Origin of the sequence: Cryobacterium sp. SO2 (genome assembly GCF_026151165.2) — a bacterium.
Taxonomy (GTDB): Bacteria; Actinomycetota; Actinomycetes; order Actinomycetales; family Microbacteriaceae; genus Cryobacterium.
The window spans coordinates 2,142,695-2,165,452 of record NZ_CP117849.1; the positions used below are offsets into that span (position 1 = coordinate 2,142,695).

Annotated in this window: 20 protein-coding genes and 1 pseudogene; 3 read left to right on the forward strand and 18 right to left on the reverse strand. The window is 67.1% G+C overall.

The window, feature by feature from the left end; translation table 11 throughout:
- The 5 genes from alaS to BJQ94_RS09885 all read right to left on the reverse strand — a co-directional run bounded on the left by alaS (position 1) and on the right by BJQ94_RS09885 (position 5,747).
- Positions 1-2,655 carry an alanine--tRNA ligase gene (gene alaS, locus BJQ94_RS09865; protein WP_265397822.1) on the reverse strand — a complete coding sequence of 885 codons (2,655 nt, stop codon included), beginning with the start codon at positions 2,653-2,655 and terminating at the stop codon, positions 1-3.
- 69 nt (positions 2,656-2,724) lie between these two features.
- Positions 2,725-2,946, reverse strand: a complete 222-nt coding sequence (locus BJQ94_RS09870; RefSeq protein WP_265397823.1) for a hypothetical protein — start codon at positions 2,944-2,946, stop codon at positions 2,725-2,727.
- Positions 2,947-3,045: 99 nt separating this feature from the next.
- A complete protein-coding gene (locus tag BJQ94_RS09875) occupies positions 3,046-3,411 on the reverse strand; it encodes a DUF948 domain-containing protein (protein ID WP_265397824.1) in 366 nt (121 codons plus the stop codon).
- Between the two features lie 120 nt (positions 3,412-3,531).
- Complete coding sequence (gene rpsD, locus BJQ94_RS09880; RefSeq protein ID WP_066595696.1) at positions 3,532-4,161, reverse strand: 30S ribosomal protein S4; 630 nt, start codon at positions 4,159-4,161, stop codon at positions 3,532-3,534.
- Positions 4,162-4,409: 248 nt separating this feature from the next.
- Positions 4,410-5,747, reverse strand: a complete 1,338-nt coding sequence (locus tag BJQ94_RS09885) for a replication-associated recombination protein A (protein WP_265397825.1) — start codon at positions 5,745-5,747, stop codon at positions 4,410-4,412.
- A gap of 163 nt (positions 5,748-5,910) precedes the next feature.
- Here BJQ94_RS09885 and BJQ94_RS09890 point away from each other — a divergent pair, with 163 nt between their 5' ends.
- The 3 genes from BJQ94_RS09890 to BJQ94_RS09900 all read left to right on the forward strand — a co-directional run bounded on the left by BJQ94_RS09890 (position 5,911) and on the right by BJQ94_RS09900 (position 8,856).
- The gene (locus tag BJQ94_RS09890; RefSeq protein WP_265397826.1) at positions 5,911-6,711 is read left to right on the forward strand and encodes a peptidylprolyl isomerase; all 801 of its coding nucleotides are present in this window, start codon (positions 5,911-5,913) and stop codon (positions 6,709-6,711) included.
- A gap of 200 nt (positions 6,712-6,911) precedes the next feature.
- Positions 6,912-8,144, forward strand: coding sequence for a DUF349 domain-containing protein (locus tag BJQ94_RS09895; RefSeq protein ID WP_265397827.1), 1,233 nt, complete (start codon positions 6,912-6,914; stop codon positions 8,142-8,144).
- Positions 8,145-8,235: 91 nt separating this feature from the next.
- Complete coding sequence (locus BJQ94_RS09900) at positions 8,236-8,856, forward strand: hypothetical protein (RefSeq protein WP_265397828.1); 621 nt, start codon at positions 8,236-8,238, stop codon at positions 8,854-8,856.
- Here BJQ94_RS09900 and BJQ94_RS09905 read toward each other — a convergent pair.
- From BJQ94_RS09905 to thrS, 13 genes and pseudogenes are all read right to left on the reverse strand, one after another.
- Positions 8,835-11,087: a bifunctional (p)ppGpp synthetase/guanosine-3',5'-bis(diphosphate) 3'-pyrophosphohydrolase gene (locus BJQ94_RS09905; RefSeq protein ID WP_265397829.1), complete on the reverse strand. Its 2,253-nt coding sequence runs from the start codon at positions 11,085-11,087 to the stop codon at positions 8,835-8,837. The genes BJQ94_RS09900 and BJQ94_RS09905 overlap by 22 nt on opposite strands.
- Before the next feature lie 93 nt (positions 11,088-11,180).
- Positions 11,181-12,215, reverse strand: a complete 1,035-nt coding sequence (secF, locus tag BJQ94_RS09910) for a protein translocase subunit SecF (RefSeq protein ID WP_265397830.1) — start codon at positions 12,213-12,215, stop codon at positions 11,181-11,183.
- Complete coding sequence (gene secD / locus BJQ94_RS09915) at positions 12,215-13,963, reverse strand: protein translocase subunit SecD (RefSeq protein WP_265397831.1); 1,749 nt, start codon at positions 13,961-13,963, stop codon at positions 12,215-12,217. Before secD ends, secF begins: the two co-directional genes overlap by 1 nt.
- Before the next feature lie 65 nt (positions 13,964-14,028).
- Positions 14,029-14,430, reverse strand: a complete 402-nt coding sequence (gene yajC, locus BJQ94_RS09920) for a preprotein translocase subunit YajC (protein ID WP_275875464.1) — start codon at positions 14,428-14,430, stop codon at positions 14,029-14,031.
- 123 nt (positions 14,431-14,553) lie between these two features.
- Positions 14,554-15,587 (reverse strand): annotated as a pseudogene (gene ruvB / locus BJQ94_RS09925) (Holliday junction branch migration DNA helicase RuvB).
- Positions 15,584-16,237, reverse strand: a complete 654-nt coding sequence (gene ruvA / locus BJQ94_RS09930; protein ID WP_265397834.1) for a Holliday junction branch migration protein RuvA — start codon at positions 16,235-16,237, stop codon at positions 15,584-15,586. Before ruvA ends, ruvB begins: the two are co-directional and overlap by 4 nt.
- A 53-nt stretch (positions 16,238-16,290) precedes the next feature.
- Positions 16,291-16,896 carry a crossover junction endodeoxyribonuclease RuvC gene (ruvC, locus tag BJQ94_RS09935; RefSeq protein WP_265397835.1) on the reverse strand — a complete coding sequence of 202 codons (606 nt, stop codon included), beginning with the start codon at positions 16,894-16,896 and terminating at the stop codon, positions 16,291-16,293.
- Between the two features lie 7 nt (positions 16,897-16,903).
- Positions 16,904-17,668 (reverse strand): YebC/PmpR family DNA-binding transcriptional regulator, encoded by a 765-nt coding sequence (locus tag BJQ94_RS09940; RefSeq protein ID WP_265397836.1) that lies wholly within the window; start codon positions 17,666-17,668, stop codon positions 16,904-16,906.
- A gap of 206 nt (positions 17,669-17,874) precedes the next feature.
- Complete coding sequence (locus BJQ94_RS09945; protein ID WP_265397837.1) at positions 17,875-18,408, reverse strand: DUF1697 domain-containing protein; 534 nt, start codon at positions 18,406-18,408, stop codon at positions 17,875-17,877.
- Between the two features lie 35 nt (positions 18,409-18,443).
- Positions 18,444-19,037, reverse strand: coding sequence for a pyridoxal 5'-phosphate synthase glutaminase subunit PdxT (pdxT, locus tag BJQ94_RS09950; RefSeq protein ID WP_265397838.1), 594 nt, complete (start codon positions 19,035-19,037; stop codon positions 18,444-18,446).
- A gap of 10 nt (positions 19,038-19,047) precedes the next feature.
- On the reverse strand, positions 19,048-19,950 hold the full coding sequence (pdxS, locus tag BJQ94_RS09955; protein ID WP_265397839.1) for a pyridoxal 5'-phosphate synthase lyase subunit PdxS: 903 nt from the start codon (positions 19,948-19,950) through the stop codon (positions 19,048-19,050).
- Positions 19,951-20,043: 93 nt separating this feature from the next.
- A complete protein-coding gene (locus BJQ94_RS09960; RefSeq protein WP_265397851.1) occupies positions 20,044-20,571 on the reverse strand; it encodes an HIT domain-containing protein in 528 nt (175 codons plus the stop codon).
- 110 nt (positions 20,572-20,681) lie between these two features.
- Positions 20,682-22,667 (reverse strand): threonine--tRNA ligase, encoded by a 1,986-nt coding sequence (thrS, locus tag BJQ94_RS09965; protein WP_265397852.1) that lies wholly within the window; start codon positions 22,665-22,667, stop codon positions 20,682-20,684.
- Between the last annotated feature and the right edge of the window lie 91 nt (positions 22,668-22,758).

Genomic DNA, 22,758 nt, shown 5'->3' on the forward strand with positions numbered 1-22,758 from the left:
TTAGCGGGAGACGAGGGTTCGCAGGGTGCCCAGCGCTTCGGGGATCAAGTCCACCTTCGTGCCGCCGCCCTGGGCGAGGTCGTCCTTGCCGCCGCCGCCGCCGCCGAGGATGCCGGCGAGCTGCTTGGCCAGGGCCCCGGCCTTCGCACCGGCGTCGCGGGCCGCGGCGTTGGTCGCCACGATCACGACGGGCTTGTCCGCCACGGTCGCCGCGAGGGCCACGACCGCGGGATCGGAGCCCAGGCGTTCCCTGGTGCCGGTGACGAGCATCCGCACGTCGTCGGCGGAGGCGAGCGTCCCGAGGTCCTCGGCGACGACGGTGAGGTCGCCGATGCGGGTGGCCGTCGCCACGAGGGCGGGCACCCGGTCGCTCAGGGCGCGGGCCTCGAAGGTGGCGATCTTCTTCTCCGCAGCCTTGAGGCTCTGCATGAGGTCCATGATCTTGGCCGGCAACTGCTCGCGCGGCGTCTTCAGGTTGCTGGTGAGCTGGGACACGATGGCCCGCTCAGCCGCGAGGTCGCGGAACGCCTCGAGCCCGACGAGGGACTCGACTCGACGGTTGGTCGACCCGACGGAGGCCTCGCTGACCAGATTGATCATGCCGATCTCCGAGCTGGTGGCCACGTGGGTGCCCGCACAGAGTTCCCGGGACCAGGGGCCGCCGATGTCGACGACACGCACGCGGTCGCCGTACTTCTCGCCGAACAGGGCCATGGCGCCGAGCGCCTTGGCCTCCGCCAGCGGCAGTTCTCTCGTGGTCACCTGGAGGTTGTCGCGGATCGCGTTGTTGGAGATCTCCTCGATCTCGCTGCGCGTGGCCGGCGACAGGGCCTGGTTCCAGGAGAAGTCGAGCCTGAAGAATCCGGCCTTGTTGTACGAGCCGGACTGGTGCGCGTTCGGGCCCAGTACCTGGCGGAGCGCCGCGTGCAGGATGTGTGTGCCGGAGTGCGCCTGGCGGGCGCCGCGACGCCAGTCGGGGTCGACGACGCTCGTGGCGGGGTCGCCGACGCCCACTTCGCCCGAGCTGACCTGCACCTTGTGGCTGATCAGGCCCTTGACGGGCTTCTGCACGTCGAGAACCTCGAGTTCGTAACCCGGGCCAACGATGAGGCCGGCGTCGGCTTCCTGGCCGCCGGACTCGGCGTACAGGGCGGTCTCGGCGAGGATGACCTCGGCGATGTCGCCGGCCACGGCACGGTTCACGGATGCGCCGTCGACGATCAGGCCCAGGATGCTGGACTCGGTCTGCAGCATGTCGTAGCCGGTGAACACGGTCTCACCGTGCGCCCGGAAGGCGCTGTAGACGGACAGGTCGGCGAGGTGGGTCTTCTTGGCCTTGGCGTCGGCCTTCGCCATCGCGCGCTGCTTTGCCATGAGGGTGTCGAAGGCCTCGCGGTTGACGCTCAGGCCGGCTTCCTCGGCCATTTCGAGGGTGATCTCGATCGGGAAACCATAGGTGTCGTGCAGCAGGAACGCCGTGTCGCCGGGCAGTTCGGCTTTCTGGGCGCTCTTGGTCTTGGCCACGGCGAGGTCGAGCACGCTCGAGCCGCTCGCGAGGGTGCGCAGGAAGGTCTCTTCCTCGGCGTACGCCGCCTGGCTGATGCGGTCGAAGTCGGTGGCGACCTCCGGGTATGCGGCGCTCATGGCGTCGCGGGAGGCCGGGAACAGCTCGGTGAACGACGCGGTGTCCACGCCGAGCAGGCGCATGGCACGCACGCTGCGGCGCATCAGGCGGCGCAGGATGTAGCCGCGGCCTTCGTTGGACGGCATGACGCCGTCGCTCATGAGCATCAGGGAGGAGCGCACGTGGTCCGCGACGATGCGCATTCGCACGTCGTCGTCGTGCACGGCGCCGTAGCGGCGGCCGGAGAGGGCGGCGGCGCGGTCGAGAACGGGGCGGACCTGATCGATCTCGTACATGTTCTCGACGCCCTGCTTGAGGAACGCGACGCGCTCCAGGCCCATGCCGGTGTCGATGTTCTTCTTGGGCAGGTCGCCGAGGATCTGGAAGTCGTTCTTGCCGGTTCCCTCGCCGCGCAAGTACTGCATGAAGACGAGGTTCCAGATCTCCACGTACCTGTCGTCGTCGGTGGCCGGGCCGCCGTCGATGCCGTAGGCGGGGCCGCGGTCGAAGAAGATCTCGCTGCAGGGGCCGGCCGGGCCGGGCTGACCGGTGGACCAGTAGTTGGTGTCCATGCCGAGGCGCTGGATGCGGTGCTCGGGGAGTCCGAGGGCGCGCCAGTAACCGAAGGCCTCGTCGTCGTTCTCGTAGACGGTGACCCAGAGGTCCTTTTCGGCGAAGCCGTAACCGCCGTCGGCCTCACTCGAGGTGAGCAGCTCCCAGGCGTAGCTGATCGCCTGCTCCTTGAAGTAGTCGCCGAAGGAGAAGTTGCCGTTCATCTGGAAGAACGTGCCGTGCCGCGGGGTCTTGCCGACCTCTTCGATGTCGTTGGTGCGGATGCACTTCTGCACGCTCGTGGCGCGCGGGTACGGGGCAGGAACCAGACCGGTGAGGTACGGCACGAACGGCACCATGCCGGCAACGGTGAAGAGGAGGGTGGGGTCGTCGCTGACGAGCGACGCCGAGGGGACAACGGTGTGTCCACGGTCGGCGAAGAAGTCGAGCCAGCGCCCGCGGATGTCGGCAGTCTGCATGGGGTCCGTACTGTTTGCTGGAACGGGCGAACCCGGTCCTGGAGCGGCGTGAAGGAGAAAGGAGAGAGGTTAGGGCTTGGACAGCTCTTCGATGGTGTCTTCGGCGTCGCCCAGGGCGGCGTGCAATTCGGCCTCGCGCTTGCGGTAGCCCTCGGAGATGGCCTCACCGAACTCGCGGGTCTTTGCGTCCAGGTCGGTGAAGAATCGCTTGCCCTGCTGGGTCTTGTTGACCTCGTGGGCGACGACGAAACCGAGGCCGACGCCGACGACCAACCAGATGAAGTTCTTCATGGCATGTGCTCCCTGTGTGTGTGGATGTGATGGCTGTCGGCCGGAACCCCGCTGGTCGAGCACTGGTGGGCCGAGGCACTCAGTTTCCAGCGTAGTGGACTACTTCTTGCTGCGGCGGGGACGCGAGGCCCTGAAGGCCGCGGTCACCCCGGCGGAGAATCCCGCGATCTTGATCAGCGGGCCGCCCACTGTGGCGGCGACCAGCGCGACGAGGGCCGACACGTTGCCGGTGACCTCGGCCACATTCGTGGTGATGGTGTCGATGGTGGCCAGCTGGTGATTCGTTTGGGCGATGGTGCTCGTCGTTTCCTCGAGGAGCGGCGTCACGTTGTGGCTGAGGTCGCGGATCGCGAGGGTGGTTTCGTCGAACACCCGGCCCAGTTTGATCAGGGGCAGAGCCAGGAATCCCACCAGGATCGCAAAGACTCCAGCGGCAATCAGGCCGGCGATATCTCCACCAGACATACGACACCATCCAATTCAGGTCGACCGAGCACGAAGAGAGAACGCAAAAGGGCGGATCACCTAGGTGATCCGCCCTCCAGCGTAGTTCAGTTCCGGTGCGGCTGGCCGCCCCGGAGGCGACTAGCGTGCTGCGTAGTACTCGACGACGAGCTGAACTTCACAGGTCACGGGGATCTCGATGCGCTTCGGGGCGCGAACGAGGCGGGCCTGCAGCTTGTCGAGTTCGACCTCGAGGTACGGCGGGAGCTTGGGCAGCAGGTCGACGTGACCGCCGGCCGCGGCGACCTGGAAGGGCTCGGTGCCCTCGGAGCGCGCCTTGACGTGGATGAGCTGACCCGGCTTCACGCGGAAGGAGGGACGGTCGACCAGCTGGCCGTCAACGAGGATGTGACGGTGCACAACCATCTGACGGGCCTGGGCGGTGGTGCGGGCGATGGCCGAACGCACGAGGAGGGCGTCGAGACGGGTCTCGAGGATCTCAACCAGGTTCTCACCGGTCAGGCCCTGACGGCGACGCGCTTCTTCGAAGGCGATCTTGAGCTGTGCTTCGCGGATGCCGTACTGGGCGCGTAAGCGCTGCTTTTCGCGCAGACGCACCGCGTAGTCCGAGTCGGTCTTGCGCTTGGTGCGGCCGTGCTCGCCCGGAGCGTAGGGACGCTTCTCGAGGTACTTGGCGGCCTTCGGGGTCAGGGCGATGCCCAGGGCCCGCGAGAGGCGGGTCTTACTGCGGGTACGTGACTTGGTAGACACAGTGTCCTTTCGGATGGAACTGGAAAATGGATACCAGGGCGTGCGGGCCAACCCGGTTATGGGCAAGCCGGTACGTCATGGGAGATCAGAGGGGTGGGTGCCACGGGCCGCCCGGCTACAGGGCGAATCCACTCCAACTTCGGTGTCGCGACGCAGCCGCATGACGAAACCAGTTGTAGGCGAAACAAGACTAGCACACGGGCCTCCCCCGACGCCCCTGATTCAGGGGCACTGCGCCTACTCGCCCGTCACTCGCCGCGGATGATCCTGCGCAGCTTCGCCAGGCGGGCGGAGACGTCGCGTTCGTTGCCGTGCTCGGTCGGCTGGTAGTACTGCGTGCGCCGAAGCTCGGTGGGCAGGTAGTCCTGCGTGAGCACGCCCAGGGCGTCGTCGTGCGGATATTTGTAGCCCTTGCCGTGGCCCAACCGTTTCGCTCCCGGGTAGTGGGCGTCGCGCAGGTGTTTCGGCACGCGGCCGGTGTTGCCGTTCCGCACGTCGGCGATTGCGGCGTCCAGCGCCATGTAGGCGGCGTTGGACTTGGGCGCGCAGGCGAGGTGCACAACGGCTTGGGCCAGTGGGATGCGCCCCTCCGGCATTCCGATGTATTGCACGGCGTCGGCGGCGGCGATGGCAATCACCAGCGACTGCGGGTCGGCCATGCCGATGTCCTCAGAGGCGAGCACGATGATGCGGCGGCAGATGAACCGCGGGTCCTCGCCGGCCTCGATCATGCGGGCCAGATAGTGCAGGGAGGCGTCGACATCCGAGCCGCGAACCGACTTGATGAACGCGCTGATCACGTCGTAGTGCTCGTCGCCGTTGCGGTCGTAGCGCAGCAGCGCCCTGTCGACGGCCAGTGACACGATCTCGGTGGTGATGAGTGGCTTCTCGCCCGGGGCGGTGTCGGTGCTCGCCGCGGACACCGAGGCGGCCTCGAGCGCGGTGAGTGCTCGTCTGGCGTCCCCGGAGGCGAGGCGGATGATGGCGCCGCGTGCCTCCGGGTCGAGCTCGAACCTGTCGGCGAGCCCCCGCGGGTCGGTGACGGCGCGGTCGACGACGATACCCAGGTCATCGTCGCTGAGAGTCTCCAGGGTCAGCAGCAGCGAGCGCGAGAGCAGCGGCGAGATGACCGAGAAGGAGGGGTTCTCCGTGGTCGCGGCGACGAGGATGATGATGCCGTTCTCCACGCCGGGCAGCAGGGCATCCTGCTGGGCCTTGCTGAAACGATGGATCTCGTCGAGGAACAACACCGTCGACAACCCGTAGAGATCGCGGCTGGTGCGGGCCTCCTCCATCACCTGGCGCACATCACGCACGCCGGCGGACACGGCGGACAGCTCGACGAACCGGCGGCCGGAGCTGTGCGCGATGGTTTGCGCCAGCGTGGTTTTGCCGGTGCCCGGCGGGCCCCACAGAATCACCGAAACCGAGCCCTGCTCCCCCGTCTTGTCGTTGGCAAGGCTGACCAGGGGCGACCCGGGGGTCAGCAAGTGACGCTGGCCGGCGACCTCGGCGAGGCTCGTGGGGCGCATGCGCACAGCGAGCGGCGTCGCACCGGTGCGGAGGCCAGGTTGGGCAGAAGACATGGCTCAAGCGTAGTTTGTGCCACCGACGGCAGGTTCCGGCCGAACGGGGGCCTGAGCGCTGATTTTTCCCGTCGCGCCCGGATGCGTAGAGTTCACAGTGACCCGGGACACCGTCGCCCGTAAGCCGAGATTTCCCGCCCTTGGCGGCAGCTGGAGGATTCACGTGGCACCGAGTTATAAGCAGGATCGCGAAGCCCGCGAGGCACGTGGCCGCGTTCGCGCCTACCAGGCCCGCAAGGCCGTGAACGAGCGTCAGCGCTCGCGTCGTGTGCGCGATAACGTTCTGGCCGGCAGCATCCTCACGCTGGTGCTCGTGGTCCTGGTCGGTTTCCAGCTGTTCTATTTCAGCGGAGGTCCGGGCACGCCGGAGCCCACGGCATCCGCGACGGCGACGCCGACGGCATCCGCGACCGCGACCCCCGGAGCCAACTCGGGTGACGTCCCCTCCAGCGACCTGGCCGAGGGGCGCACCTGGACGGGCACCCTGACCCTCAACGACATCCCTCTCGGTGTCGAACTCGACGGCGCCCTCGCGCCGCAGGCGGTCTCGTCCACGATCAGCCTCACGGAGTCAGGCTTCTACGACGGCCTCAGCTGCCACCGTCTCACCACCGGCGACGGTTTCTCGGTGCTCCAGTGCGGTGACCCGAACGGCGACGGCACGGGCGGGCCCGGGTACTTCTATGGGCCGGTCGAGAACGCCCCCGCTGACAACGTCTACCCGGCCGGCACCATCGCCATGGCCAGGTCCACCGACGGCTACAGCATGGGCAGCCAGTTCTTCATCGTCTACGGCGACACCACGATCCCCGCCAATGAAGCCGGCGGATACACCGTCATCGGCAAGGTCACAAGCGGGCTCGACCAGGTCGTCAGCCAGATCACGGCCGCCGGGGTGGCCGACGGCTCCACCGACGGGGCTCCGGTCGTGCCGACCACCATCACGGCGTTCTCGGTGCAGTAGACACCCGTCGCACCGAAGCCGACACGGTTCGTGTAGTAACAGTTCGGTCGTTTCCGCTGAACCACGGGCAGGCTTGCAATAGGCTTGAGGCCGTATGGGCTTCTGCCCCTACTGGCTCGTTCAGGGATTCGTCGGCTGCAGTGCTCCACGCGGGGTGCTCGCCAGTACGGGGAATCAACCAAATCATTAAGGTGAGGCTCTTGACTACGACAGATCAGCAACCATGGGGTCGCGTAGACGAATCCGGCACTGTCTACGTGCGCGAAGCCGTCGGGGAACGCGCCGTCGGCCAGTATCCCGATGCGACTCCGGAAGAGGCACTCGCCTACTTCCAGCGTAAGTACGTCGAGTTGAACGGGCAGGTCACCCTGCTCGAACAGCGCGCCAAGGGTGGTGCGCCCGCCGCGGACATCGCCAAGTCGGTCGCGAACCTCTCGAAGTCGGTCGCAACGGCCAATGCCGTCGGCAACCTCGCCGCCCTCGCCGAGCGCCTCGGCGCCCTCGGCGGCACTGTTACCGAGCTCACCGAGCAGCAGAGCGTTGAGGCCAAGGCCGCCGGCGCCGCGGCCGTCGCCGAGCGGGCCGCCATCGTCGAGGAGGCCGAACGCCTCGCCGCCGAAGACCCGGCCAAGACGCAGTGGAAGCAGACCAGCGCTGCCCTCGACGCGCTCTTCGCCAAGTGGCAGGCGCACCAGCACGACGCTCCGCGGATCCCGAAGGGCGAGGCCAACGAGCTCTGGAAGCGATTCCGTGCGGCTCGCACCACGATCGAGCAGAACCGCAAGGCGTTCTTCGCCGAGCTCGACAGCGCCCACAAGGATGTCCGCAACCGCAAGCAGCAGCTGATCGAGAAGGCAGAGGCGCTGGCGCCGCAGGGTGCCGACGGTATCCCCGCCTACCGCAACCTGCTGGAAGACTGGAAGGCCGCCGGCCGCTCGGGCAAGAAGCAGGACGACGCCATGTGGGCCAAGTTCAAGGCCGCCGGAGACGTGCTGTACTCTGTGAAGTCCGAGATCGACGCCCAGGACAACGAAGAGTTCGCCGGCAACCTCGTGGTTAAGCTCGAGCTGCTCACCGAGGCCGAGACCCTCCTCACCGAGACCGACAGGGTCAAGGCCCGCGAGGTGCTCAGCTCCGTGCAGCGCCGCTGGGATGCCGCAGGCAAGGTCCCCCGCGACCAGGTCAAGCCCGTCGAAGAGCGCATGCGCAAGGTTGAAGCCGCCGTGCGCAAGCTCGACGACGACCACTGGAAGCGCAACAACCCCGAGACCAAGGCTCGCGCCGAGGGCCTCGCCGGCCAGCTGCACGACGCGATCGCCAAGCTGGAGGCCGAACTGGCCGCAGCGCAGGAGACCAAGGACGCCCGCAAGATCAAGGACGCCACTGAGGCGCTGGAGACTCGCAAGGCGTGGCTCAAGGCCATCGGCCAGTAACAACCGGCTTGATCCGAACGGGATCGGAAAATCTGTCCACAGATTTTCCGGTCCCGTTCCGCGTATCCGGGGAGCCCCGCAGACTCGGACGATGACAACGCTCGTTCCCGCCGCCCTCACCGAAGCCGACCTCCCGCTGGCCGAACTGGCGTGCGCCCGCCTGGACGGCGAGCTCTTCGGCCTGGCCGGTTCCTGGTGTCCGATCGACGCCCCCGATGGACCGGAGACGCGGGCTGGGGCTCTCCAGCGCACCGCGCCGCACCGGGCCGCGGCCGAACGGCTCACGGCCGCCTGGATCTACGGTCTCGCGCCGGAGCCAGCCGAACACCAATTCTGCGTGGATGTCGGCGCTCGCACGGTGAAACATCCCGGGTCTGGCGTGTGCCTGCGCGAGGTGAGGCTCGGCGACGCCGACGCCGTGCTGCTTGGCCGTCTGTTGGTGACCACTCCCCTGCGCACGGCGGTGGATCTCGCCAGATGGGGAACGAGCCGGGACCACCCGGCCGACACCGGGCTCATCGCGGCGCTCCTGGCACACGCCGGCCTGGCACAGGTGACCGCCGGCGACGCGCGAACGCCGCCCGCCGACGACGCGAGTACGGCCGCGGCAGTCGTGTCCGGGCTCCGCGGGATCTCCTTCACCCGCGTCGCCCAGGCTCAACTCAGGGACGCCTTCCGACTGCTCGGGGCTCAGCCGTCGCTGACCCGGTAGACGTCGTAGACGGCGTCGATGCGGCGCACGGCGTTCAGCACCCTGTCCAGGTGGGTGGTGTCGCCCATCTCGAACACGAACCGGCTGATGGCCAGACGGTCGCTGGAGGTGTGCACGGTGGCCGAGAGGATGTTGACGTGGTGTTCGGACAGCACCCGGGTGACGTCGGAGAGCAGGCCGGAGCGGTCGAGCGCCTCGATCTGAATCTGAACCAGGAACAGGCTCTTCGAGGTCGGCGCCCAGTCGACGTCGATCATCCGCTCAGGCTCCTTGAGCAATGACTGCACGTTGTGGCAGTCGAACTGGTGCACGGAGACGCCGGAGCCACGGGTGATGAAGCCCACGATCTTGTCGCCGGGAACCGGGGTGCAGCACCTGGCGAGCTTGACGAGGATGTCGGGCGCGCCGCGCACGAGGATGCCGGAGTCGTTGTTGCGGAGGGTCTGGGTGCGACCGTTCGGGGCGAAGGGCAGGTCGGTGGCGTCGCTCTCCTCCACGCTCTGCAGCGTCGCGACGACCTTCTCCAGCACCGACTGGGTGGAGACGTGACCTTCGCCGACGGCGGCGTAGAGCGCCGAGACGTCCTCGTAACGCATGACCGCGGCGACCTCGGCGAACGAGTCCTGGTTCATCAGTTTCTGCAGCGGCAGGTTCTGCTTGCGCATGGCCCTGGCGATGGCGTCGCGGCCCTGTTCGATGGCCTCGTCGCGACGTTCCTTGGTGAACCACTGGCGGATCTTGTTGCGTGCCCTGGGGCTCTTGACGAAGTTCAGCCAGTCCTGGCTCGGCCCGGAGTCCGGGTTCTTCGACGTGAAGACCTCGACGACGTCACCGGTGGTGAGCGAGCTCTCCAGCGGCACAAGGCGCCCGTTGACCTTGGCGCCCATGGTGCGGTGGCCCACCTCGGTGTGCACGGCGTAGGCGAAGTCCACCGGGGTGGCGTCGGCGGGCAGGCCGATTACGCGCCCCTTGGGGGTGAAGACGTAGACCTCCTTGGCGCCGATCTCGTAGCGCAGGGAGTCGAGGAACTCGTTGGGGTCGGCCGTCTCGGCCTGCCAGTCGGAGATGTGGGCGAGCCAGGCCATGTCGGTGTCGCTCTGAGGGCCGGGGCCGGAGCTCTTGCCGTTGACCTGCTCCTTGTACTTCCAGTGCGAGGCCACGCCGAATTCGGCGCGTTCGTGCATCTCCTGGGTACGGATCTGGATCTCGACCGGGCGTCCGCTCGGGCCGAGCACAGTGGTGTGCAGGGACTGGTACAGGTTGAACTTGGGGGTGGCGATGTAGTCCTTGAACCGGCCGGGCAGCGGTGTCCACCTGGCATGGATGGCGCCGAGGACCGCGTAACAGTCGCGCACGGAGTTGACCAGAACGCGGATGCCGACCAGGTCGTAGATCTCGTCGAACTCGCGGCCGCGCACCACCATCTTCTGGTAGATCGAGTAGTACTGCTTGGGCCGGCCGGCCACCTTGCCGCGGATGCGGGCGGCCTTGAGGTCATCGTTGATCGCGTCGATGACGTACTGCACGAATTCTTCGCGCTGCGGAGTGCGCTGCTTGACCAGGCTTTCTATCTCCGCGTACAGCTTGGGGTAGAGCACACCGAAGGAGAGGTCTTCGAGCTCCCACTTGATGGTCTGGATACCCAGCCGGTGCGCGAGCGGGGCGTAGATCTCGAGGGTCTCTGTGGCCTTGCGGGTCGCGGATTCTGCGGGCACGAAGCCCCAGGTGCGGGCGTTGTGCAGCCGGTCGGCGAGTTTGATGATCAGCACCCGGATGTCCTTGGACATCGCGACGATCATCTTGCGCACGGTCTCGGCCTGGGTGCTGTCGCCGTACTTCACCTTGTCGAGCTTGGTGACGCCATCCACCAGCATGGTGATCTCGTCGCCGAAGTCGGCGCGCAACTGGTCGAGGGTGTAGTCGGTGTCCTCGACGGTGTCGTGCAACAGGGCCGCGGCCACGGTCTTCGGCCCGATACCCAGATCGGCCAGGATTTGCGCGACGGCGACGGGATGCGTGATGTACGGCTCGCCGCTGCGGCGCTTCTGACCCTCGTGGGCACGCTCCGCGGCCGTGTACGCCCGCTCGATGATCGAGAGGTCCACCTTGGGGTGGTGCGTCCGCACGGTCTTCAGGAGCGTGTCGACGGCCCCGGCGGGCTGCGCCCTGGAGAAGATACGCGGCACCAGGCGGCGCAGGGACGCGGAGGATGGCGTGGTGGTCTCAGTCATCTCGTTACCTCATTCCCTGGCGCCAATTATCCCTGTACTAGCGGATAAACGGTAAACCGGCGAGCAGAGCCGAGTATTCCCGCACGGCGCCGGTCACGCGGAGACGTCCGCTGCGGTGCCGACCGACGTTGCGGCAGCACCGGTACCGGAGGCCTTGGCCTTGAGTGCCAGGGCCTTCTTGTCACGCTTGCGGATGGCAGGCTCGTTCTCGCGCAGCTGGGCGTACAGGGGCGCCGCGATGAAGATCGTCGAGTATGTGCCCACCAGCATGCCGATGAGAAGTGCGAGCGAGATGTCGCGGAGGGTCCCCGCTCCCAGCACGAACGCGCCGATGACGAGGATCGAGGCCACGGGCAGAACCGCCACGATCGAGGTGTTGATGGAGCGCACCAGGGTCTGGTTCACCGCAAGGTTCACGGATTCGGCGAACGTCCGCCTGGACTCTGGGCCGTCGATCCGTGTGTTCTCCCGGATCTTGTCGAACACCACCACGGTGTCGTAGAGCGAGTAGCCGAGGATCGTGAGGAATCCGATCACGGCAGCCGGGGTGATCTCGAAGCCCGTGATGCCGTAGAAGCCTGCCGTGATCACGAGGTCGTGCAGCAGGGCCACCATGGCGGCGGCGGCCATCTTCCAGGTGCGGAAGTACAGCGCCATCACCGCGCCGGCGAGCACCAGGAAGGTGAGCAGGGCGCGGATAGCGGAACCGGTGATGTCCTGCCCCCAGGACGGGCCGATGAACGAGGACGTCACCTGTGCGGGATCGACGCTGTAGGCCGAGGCGAGTGCCGCACGCACCTCGCGGCTTTCGGTGTCGGTGAGCTGGTCGGTCTGCACTCGGATGCCGTCACTGCCGACCGCGGAGATCTTCGGAACGGCTTCGGGGACGACGTCGGTGACGGCGGTCGCTGCCGGGCCCTGATCCTGGGTGGTGATGTCGGACAGCACGAACTCGGAACCGCCGGTGAACTCGATGCCGAACGTGAAACCGCCTCGCAGCACCGGGCCGAGGATCGCGATCAGGATCATGACCGCGGCCACGGAATACCAGATCTTGCGTCGTCCGACGATGTTGTAGGAGAGCTTGCCCGTGTGCAGGTCGTTGCCGAACTGGTTGAAGCTGGCCATTAGGAATCCTTCCCGTCGGTCGGCGTACTCGAGCCGGAGCCGATGAGCTCAGCAGCCTTGCGTTCGGCGATGGTCTGGCGCTTCACGGCCTCCTTGCTGGAGGATGCCGACTTGCGCGATGCCACCTCGGCGGACGGCTGGAACTGGGCGCGTCCGCGGTAGATCGCGCCAAGGGCGCGCGGGTCGAGACCGCTGAATCTGTGGCCGTCACCGAAGAACTTGGTACGGGCCAGCAATTGCAGCACCGGGTGGGTGAACAGCGCGACGACGAGAAGGTCGACGAGCGTGGTCAGCCCCAGGGTGAGGGCGAAGCCGCGCACGTTGCCGACGGCGAGGATGAACAGCACCGCGGCGGCGAGGAAGTTGACGGTGTCAGAGGCGATGATTGTGCGGATGGCGCGGCGCCAGCCGGCCTCGACGGAGGAGACGAGACCGCGTCCGTCGCGGAGTTCGTCACGCACGCGTTCGAAGTACACGATGAACGAGTCCGCCGTGATGCCGATGGCCACGATCAGGCCGGCCACACCGGCCAGCGACAATCGGTAGCCCTCCCGCCAGGAGAGCAGGGTGATCAGGAAGTAGGTGATCACGGCGGCCACGGCCAGGGAGGCGACGGTGACCAGGCCGAGCAGGCGGTACTGCGCGAGGGAGTACAGCACCACCAGGATCAGGCCGATGAGGCCGGCGATGAGCCCGCTCTGCAGCTGGGTGGAGCCGAGGGTGGCCGAGATGGTGTCCTGGCTCTGCACGGTGAAGCTGATCGGCAGTGCGCCGAACTTCAGCTGGTCGGCGAGGGCCTTGGAGGTGTCCTGGTCGAACGACCCGGTGATCTGCGGCTTGCCGTCCGTGATGACCGCGAGAGTGCGGGGAGCCGAGATGACCTTGCCGTCCAGCACGATGGCGAACTGGTTCTGCGCGTCGGCGAGACCGCTCAGCCGGGTGGTGACGTCGGCGAAGGCCTGGGTTCCGGTGCTGTCGAAGACGATGTTCACGGCCCATTCGCCGGTGGTGGCACCGCTCTGCGTGGTGACCTGCCCGTTGGTGGCGTCGGAGATGTTCTCGCCGCTCACCTCGACCGGGCCGAGGATGTACTTGACGCTACCGTCGGTCTCGCAGGTGATGAGGGGCTCATCGGCCGGCGCCACGTTGCTGGTGTCGATGTCGCTGCACTGGAAGCTGTCGAACTGTGCCTGCAGGGCGGGCGTGATGTTGTTGAGGTCGCTCGCGTCGGTGGGCGCGACAGACGGAGTCGTCGCCGGGGCGGGCGTCGCCGCATCGGTGGCGGCGTCAGTGGCCGCATCCGTTGCGCCTGGGGTGGCAGTGGACCCGTCGGTTCCGACGCTGTCGGCCGACGGCGCTGAGGCCACCAGGACCGGGCGGAACTCGAGCTTCGCCGAGGACTCGATGCGGTTCAGGGTGGCGTCGTCAGGCGTGCCGGGGATCGAGACGACGATGTTCTGGCCGCCCTGGGTGTTGATCTCCGACTCGGAGACACCGGACGAGTCGATGCGCTGCCGGATGATCGACACGGCCTGGTTGAGCTGCTCGTTCGAGACGGTCTGCCCGGACTCGAGCTTGGGCGCCAGGATGATCTGCGTGCCGCCCTCGAGGTCCAGGGCGAGCTTCGGCGTCCAAGATCCGCCGCCGCTCAACACCCCGGCTCCATTCAGAGCGATGAGACCGACGATGATCAGGCCAAGCCAGGACAGCGAGCGCCAGGCCTTCTTGGTCGGAGACGACTTAGCCACCTATTGAACTCAGCTTTCTTTGCTCGTGCCCGCGCCAAAGGACGCGGGCACGGAGAGGGGATGTGTTACGCGTCGCCCTTTTTGGGTTCGGTGTTTGTGTCGGTCTGAGCGTCATCGGTCGTCGGCTCGAAGTCGGCGCGCTGGCCGTATTCCGGCTCGCCAGTGATGGACGGGGTGCCGGCGTCGCTGTCGACGGTCTCGTCGAGGACGACGTCGTCACCGACGACGGTGGGCTCGACGACGCGGGCGATCGTCTGGCGGTGGATCTGCACGATGGTTCCGGGTGCGATCTCGAGGGCGACCTTGTTCTCTTCCTCGTCGATGGACACGATGGTGCCGTAGAGGCCGAAGTTGGTCATGACGTCCGCACCGGGAACCATCTTCGACTGCAGCGACAACGTGTCCTTCTGGCGCTTACGGCCATTGCGGAACATGAAGAAGACAAGCAGCGCCAGAACGGCGAGCATGACAAGAGTCAACGGATCCATAGAACTGTGAAACCTTCCCGAGGCGGTTCAAGACCGCAGCAGAGTAGTGGTGTGCAGGGTTTGTGAGGGAACGGCTACGACGGCGTAGCGGACCAACTTGAATTATATGACATCCAAGGTGAGCGCAGCCTGAGGATTGCTCAGGCCGAAGTGCCGCCACGCTGCGGGAGTGGCTACCCGCCCTCGCGGGGTCCGCGTGAGGAAGCCTATCCGCACCAGGAAGGGCTCGACGACCGATTCGATGGTTTCGGGCTCTTCTCCCACCGACACCGCCAGCGTATTCAGGCCGACCGGCCCACCCCAAAACGGGTGAGGACGATGTTCATGACCTCGCGGTCCAAGCGGTCCAGGCCGATCTCGTCGACGTCGTAGAGCTCGAGGGCGGCGTGGACGGCGGCCAGGTCGGCGTCCCCGCCGTGCACCAGGGCGTAGTCTCGCACCCGGCGTAGGAGGCGGTTGGCGATGCGGGGTGTTCCGCGGCAGCGGCCGGCGATCTCGGCGATCGCCTCCCTGTCGATGGCCAGGCCCAGCAGCGCGGCGGCCCGAACGAGCACCAGCTCGAGCTCGGCGTCGGCGTAGAACTCCAGGTGGGCGGTGAACCCGAACCGGTCCCGCAGGGGGTTGGGCAGCATCCCGGAGCGGGTCGTTGCCCCCACCAGGGTGAACGGAGCGAGGTCCAGCGGCACCGAGGTGGCGCCGGCGCCCTTGCCCACCATGATGTCGATCCGGAAGTCTTCCATCGCCAGGTAGAGCATCTCTTCCGCGGACCTGGCCATGCGGTGGATCTCGTCGATGAACAGCACCTCGCCGGGAACGAGAGAGGACAGCACGGCCGCGAGGTCGCCCGCGTGCTGGATGGCCGGGCCACTGGACATCCGCAGCGGCCGGTTGCCCTCGTAAGCGATGATCATGGCGAGCGTGGTCTTGCCCAGTCCAGGGGGCCCGGCCAGGAGGATGTGATCCGGTGTGCGCTGTTGCATGGATGCGGCAGTGAGGAGCAACTGCAGCTGCCCGCGCACCTTCTGCTGGCCGACGAACTCGCCCAGGCTCTTGGGACGCAGTGCGCCCTCGAAGGCGAGTTCAGCGTCGCCTTCAAGGGCCGGGTTGGTCAGCTCGACGCCGGGATCCTCGCTCATGAGCGACGCTCCGCGGCGTTGGACGCGCCCGAGTGTTGCGCGGGGCCGAGTTTGGCGAGGGCGAGCCGGAGCACAGCGGCAACACCGGCCTCCTCCGCGTCGAACTCGGCGGTGCTGCCGGCGAGGATCTCGTCGACTGCCTGGCTCGCAACACGTTCGGACCAGCCCAGGCCGATCAGCGCGGCCTGCACACTGGCGCCGACGGTTGCCGTGGCCACACCGGGGCGGCCGGGGGCAGCCGGGGCAGTGGTTACGGCGACCTTGCCGACCAGGGACAGCACGATGAGCTTGGCGGTCTTAGGACCGATTCCGCTGACCTTACGGAACACCGCGTCGTCTTCGGCGTTCACCGCGTGCGCGATCTGGTTCGGCGTGAGCACCGCGAGCACGCCGAGGGCCGACTTCGGACCGACGCCGGTGACGCCGACCAGCAGTTCGAAGACGGCGAGTTCGTCGGCGCTGGGGAAGCCGTACAGGGTCAGCGAATCCTCGCGGACGATCAACGTGGTCGAGAGGCGCGTCTCGGAGCCGATCCGGGCAGTCAGGGCCGTGGCGGGGGTGACCTGCACGGCGAGTCCGACGCCGCCGACCTCGATCACCACGGTCGTGCCCAGGGCGGAAAGGACTGGGCCACGCAGAGAAGAGATCACTTCAACAGACTACGGGGCCCCGCCGACAGTGCTCGTGTCACACGCCGCCGGTGTCACACGCCGCCGCGTTCGGCGTTCCGCCAAGCGCGCTGCGCCGGCGTGAGCGCGCCGGGGCTCAGCGAGGGGGTGGAGCGCCGGCCTGCGGCGACCGCACCGCTCGTGGGCAGCACTCCCCCACCAACGCCGGTGCGCCAGGCGTGGCAGATCGCCAGCGCGAGAGCGTCGGCGGCGTCCGCCGGTTTCGGGATCTCGGCCAGGCCCAACACCCGGGCCACCATGGTGCCGACCTGCTTCTTGTCGGCAGACCCGTATCCCGTGATCGCGGCCTTCACTTCGCTGGGGGTGTGCAGGGTGACGGTGAGGCCGCGCTTGGCGGCGAGCATCAGCGCCACCCCGCTGATCTGCGCGGTGCCCATCACCGTGCTGACGTTCTGCTGTGCAAAGACGCGCTCGATGGCGACAAAGGCCGGCTTGTGCTTGTCCAGGAGTTCTTCGATGCCCTCGCTGATCAGCAGCAGCCGGCGCTCCAGGGCGAGGTCGGGTGAGCTGCGCAGCACCTGGACATCCACGAGGGTCGCCGATCGATTCGCTGCGACGTCGACGATCCCGACGCCGCAGCGGGTCAGGCCGGGGTCGATGCCCAGCACCCTGACCGTCATCGGTGGGTTATTCGCTCTCGGCTTCGAGCTCGGCCTGGACCTCGGCGGTCAGGTCGTAGTTGCTGTAGATGTTCTGTACGTCGTCGAGTTCTTCGAGCGCGTCGATCAGGTGGAACACCTTGCGGGCGGTCGCCGCGTCGACCTCGATCTTGAGCTGCGGGACGAACGCGATGTCGGCCGAGTCGTAGTCGATTCCGGCGGTCTGCAGGGCGGTGCGCGTGGCGACCAGGTCCTGGGCTTCGCTGAAGACCTCGAACTTGTCGCCGTCGTCGACGACTTCCTCTGCTCCGGCGTCGAGCACGGCAGCGAGAACGTCGTCTTCGGTGACGTCGTTGCCCTTCGGCACGACGACGATGCCCTTGCGGTGGAAGTTGTAGGCGACACTGCCCGGGTCGGCCATGTTGCCACCGTTGCGGCTGACCGTGGTACGGACCTCGGCGGCTGCGCGGTTCTTGTTGTCGGTGAGGCACTCGATCATGATGGCGACGCCGTTGGCGGCGTAGCCCTCGTACATGATCGTGGTGTAGTCGACAACCTCGCCGGAGAGGCCGGCACCGCGCTTGACGGCGCGGTCGATGTTGTCGTTGGGGACCGACGTCTTCTTGGCCTTCTGGATCGCGTCGACGAGGGTGGGGTTACCCGACAGGTCGGCGCCGCCCATGCGGGCAGCGACCTCGATGTTCTTGATCAGCTTGGCGAACGCCTTGGCCCGACGCGAGTCGGTGACGGCCTTCTGGTGCTTGGTGGTGGCCCACTTGGAATGCCCGGACATGAATCTCCCGTGTGTCGCTTACTCGTGCGACGCGCATCCGGCGTCGGCTTCTGGTGGAGGTGCATCGGTGCACCACTCGGTGGTGTTACTGGGTTCTGGTGTGATTCTGGGGTGCTCGCTCGCGCTCGCACGCACCGCTTTCGTTGGAGCGCTGGGTGCCCTGCCAGTCTAGCCCGGGTGCCCCTGTGCCATCCTGCGCCTCACCGTCAGGCGGGGAGGTCGAGGATCTTGTGCAGAGTGCGCAGGTTGCGGTTGGTGGTGCTGGATTTGAACCGGGCCTTGGCCGCCATGGTGCTGAAGGGGCTCTTGATGCCCACCTCGCGGCGCACCTGCCAATAGAGCACGGCGTCGCCGCGCTGAATCCGCTCGTCGGCCGGGTCGAGGTCCGGCGCCGCGACCATCAGCTCATCGAGCCGTGCCGGATCGGAACCGAACATGACATAGGAGTGCCAGTCTTCGCGTTCGTCGAAAGGGTAGGCGTCGACCGCGGCGGCGAGGTCGGTGCGGCCCAGGAGCACCACCCAAGCCTCGTAGCCGAAGGCGTCGGTGAGGGCGCGTTCGAGACCGGATTTGAGGGCAGCGGTATCCGTCTCGGCGCTGGTGAAGACGACATTGCCGCTGGCCAGCACAGTCTTCACATCGGTGTGGCCCAGCGTGCGCACAGTGTCGGCCAGAGCCGCCATCTTGATGGTGATGCCGCCGACGTTGATGCCGCGCAGCAGCGCGATGTACCGGGTCATGCGACCATTCTGGCGCACGCTGAGATCACTCGGCGTCAGCTGCCGAAGCCGGCCTTCTGCACCTTCTGCAGGAAGTACTCGTGGAACCGGTGCTCCCCCGTGATCTCGGGGTGGAACGACGTGCCGAGCAGGTTGCCCTGTTCGACGGCCACGCAGCGCCCGTCCGCCACGGTGGCCAGGGCGGTGGCTCGGGGCCCGACGCTCTCCACCACTGGCGCTCGAATGAAAACGGCGTGCACCGGGGGTGCGCCGAGCGCGGGGATGTCGAGGTCGGTCTCGAACGACGCGGTCTGCGACCCGAAGGCATTCCGGCGCACGCTGATGTCCAGCCCGCCGATGCTCTGCTGGCCCGAGATCCCGTCGAGCACGGTGTCGGCCAGCATGATCAGGCCGGCGCAGGTGCCGTAGACCGGCAGCCCGGCCGCCACGGCAGTGCGAAGCGGTTCAGCCAGGCTGAACATGCGGGTCAGCTTGTCCATCACGCTGGACTCGCCGCCCGGGATGACCAGGCCGTTGACACTGGCCAGTTCCTCCGGGCGGCGCACGAGCAGAACCTCGGTGCCGAGCGTGCGTAGAACGTCGGCGTGCTCGCGAAAATCGCCCTGCAGGGCGAGTACTCCAACGGTCATGAAGCGGTGGCTACCAGCCGCGCTCAGACAGGCGGTGCGGTGCGGCGAGGTCGGACACGTTGATGCCGACCATCGCTTCGCCGAGGCCGCGGGAGACGTCCGCGATGATCTTGGCGTCGTCGTAGAACGCGACGGCCTTGACGATCGCGTTGGCGCGCTCCTGCGGGTTTCCGGACTTGAAGATGCCGGAGCCCACGAACACGCCGTCGGCGCCGAGCTGCATCATCATGGCCGCGTCGGCCGGGGTGGCCACGCCACCGGCGGTGAACAGCACAACGGGCAGCTTGCCGGTCGCGGCGATCTCGGCGACGAGCTCGTACGGGGCGGAGAGTTCCTTGGCGGCCACGTACAGCTCGTCCTTGGTGAGCGAGGACAGCCGGGCGATCTCGCCCTTGATGGTGCGGATGTGCTTGGTGGCTTCGGAGACGTCGCCGGTGCCGGCCTCGCCCTTCGAGCGGATCATCGCGGCACCCTCGGTGATGCGACGCAGCGCCTCACCCAGGTTGGTCGCGCCGCACACGAACGGAACGGTGAAGTTCCACTTGTCGATGTGGTTGACGTAGTCGGCCGGGCTGAGCACCTCGGACTCGTCGATGTAGTCGACCTCGAGGGCCTGCAGCACCTGCGCTTCGACGAAGTGGCCGATCCGGGCCTTCGCCATGACGGGGATGGAGACCTCGGCGATGATGCTGTCGATCAGGTCGGGGTCGCTCATGCGGGCGACACCACCCTGCGAGCGGATGTCGGCGGGAACACGCTCGAGCGCCATCACGGCGACAGCGCCGGCGTCTTCGGCGATGCGGGCCTGCTCGGCGTTGACGACGTCCATGATGACGCCGCCCTTCAGCATCTCAGCGAGTCCGCGCTTGACGCGGCTCGAGCCGAACTGCTCGGTAGAAGTGGTGTCAGTCATAACTTCGATTCTATTCCTTGTCTCTGGTGCCGCTTTTCGGGCGTCGGCACGGTGATGTCCCTCATGATGAAGCAGCGCGGAGATTCCGACGGGTCAGGATTCCTCGACCGGCCAGCCCTCGGCGACCGAGCGACGCACGTCGCCCAAGAGCTGGGGAATGGCCTTGGTGCCGGCGATGATCGGGAAGAAGTTCGAGTCGAGCGCCCAGCGCGGCACAATGTGCTGATGCAGGTGTTCGGCGATCCCGGCGCCGGCGATGCGGCCCTGGTTCATCCCGAGGTTGAAGCCATCACAGCCCGAGGTGGCCTTGAGCACGCGCATGGCCGTCTGGGTGAGGCTACCGATCTCGGCGACTTCCTCTGCGGTCGCCTCGTCATACGTCGCAACATGCCGGTACGGGCAGACCAGCAGGTGGCCGCTGTTGTACGGGAACAGGTTCAGGAGAACGTAGGCGTACTTGCCGCGGGCCACGATCAGTGCCTTCTCGTCGTCCATCGACGGTGCGATGCAGAACGGGCAGTCATCGGGGTGCGGCTGCTGGCCGCCCTGGATGTAGACCATGCGGTGCGGTGTCCACAGCCGCTGGAAGGCATCCGGGACGGCGGCGAAGTCGCCGGACATCTCCACCTGGACACCCTCGGTGATGTCCTGCGGGCTGCCGGACAGGCGGTCCCACGGTGTGTCCGTCGGCCCGCCTGCTTCGGGGACCACCGGAGTGCCGTCGGTCATCGTCAGGCCTGGTCCGCGGCAGCCGCTGCCACCGGGGCGGCAGATGCGCCGCCCTCGGCGAAATCAGCGGCACCGAGGACCTGCGCGCGGGTGCGGATCGACGCGATGATCCCGCGGACGGCGTCGGCGACCGGCACCCCGTTTTCCTGGGTGCCGTCACGGAACCGGAAGCTGACCGCGCCGTTCGCGCGGTCGTCTTCGCCGACGATGAGCTGGAACGGGATCCTCTGCAGGGTGGCGTTGCGGATCTTCTTCTGCATCCGGTCGCTGGACGAGTCGAGTTCCACCCGCACACCGGCGGTCTTGAGCGTCGCCAGGACCTCCCACAGGTAGTCCTCGTACTGCTCGGACACGGGGATCCCGATGACCTGCACCGGGGACAGCCAGACCGGGAACGCGCCGGCGTAGTGCTCGAGCAGGATGGCGAAGAATCGTTCGATCGAACCGAGCAGCGCGCGGTGGATCATCACGGGCTGCTGGCGGGTGCCGTCCGGCGCCGTGTACTCGAGGTCGAACAGCTCGGGCTGGTTGAAGTCGAGTTGCACTGTGGAGAGCTGCCAGGTGCGGCCGATCGCATCCCGCGCCTGCACGGAGATCTTGGGGCCGTAGAACGCCGCTCCGCCGGGGTCGGCCACGAGCTCGAGTCCAGAGTCCTCGCCGACCTTCCGGAGCGTCTCGGTCGCGGCTTCCCACTGCTCGTCCGTGCCGACCGATTTCTTGGGGTCGCGGGTGGACAGCTCGAGGTAGAAGTCGGTGAGGCCGTAGCCACGGAGGGTCTCGAAGACGAATTCCAGCTGGCTGGCGACTTCGGCCCGCACCTGGTCCTGCGTCACGTAGATGTGCGCGTCGTCCTGGGTAAGCCCGCGCACGCGGGTGAGGCCCTGCAGGGTGCCGCTCTTTTCGTACCGGTACACGGTGCCGAACTCGGCGAGGCGCAACGGAAGCTCGCGGTAGCTGCGGCCGCGGGCCTTGAAGATCAGGTTGTGCATCGGGCAGTTCATGGGCTTGAGGTAATAGTCCTGGCCCTGGCGGGTGATGTTTCCCTCGGCGTCTACCTCTTCGTCCAGGTGCATCGGCGGGAACATGCCGTCGCGGTACCAGTTGAGGTGCTGGCTGGTTTCGAACAGGTGGCCCTTGGTGATGTGCGGGGTGTTGACGAGGTCGTAGCCGTTGGCGAGGAGTCGCTCGCGCATGTAGTTTTCGATCTCGGAGCGGATGATGCCGCCCTTGGGGTGGAAGACCGCGAGGCCGGAGCCGATCTCCTCGGGGAACGAGAACAAGTCCAGTTCCTGGCCGAGCTTGCGGTGGTCGCGCTTGGCCGCTTCAGCCTGACGGGTCTGGTAGGCGCGCAGTTCGTCCTTGGTGGGCCAGGCGGTGCCGTAGATGCGCTGCAACTGCGGGTTCTTCTCGGAGCCGCGCCAGTAGGCCGCCGCCAGGCGGGTGAGGGAGTAGCCGTTGCCGATCATGCGGGTGTTGGGCAGGTGCGGGCCGCGGCAGAGGTCCTTCCACACGGTCTCGCCGGACTTGGGGTCGACGTTGTCGTAGATGGTCAGCTCGGCGCCGCCCACCTCGACTGATTCGTTGTCGCCGCCGTCGGTCGCGCTGGCCGCGACCCCCTTGAGGCCGATGAGTTCGAGCTTGTACGGCTCTGCGGCGAGTTCGGCACGGGCCTCGTCGTCGGTCACCACTCGGCGCACAAAACGCTGGCCCTGGCGGATGATGCGGTCCATGGCCTTCTCGAGCGACTTGATGTCTTCGGGCGTGAACGGTTCTGCGACGTCGAAGTCGTAGTAGAAGCCGTCGGTGACGGGCGGCCCGATGCCCAGGCGCGCGGCCGGGTTCACGGTCTGCACGGCCTGCGCGAGCACGTGGGCGGCCGAGTGCCGCAGGATGTTCAGCCCGTCTGGCGAGTCGATGGTCACCGGGGTGACGTCATCCGTTGGTGTCACCGTGGTGGCCAGGTCCCTGAGCTCGCCGTTGACGCGCATGGCGACAACGGATCGGTCGGTGAATAGCTCAAAACCGTCAACCACGTGTATTACTCCCTTGAGTTGCGAACCATTCAACTTTAGCGGGCGG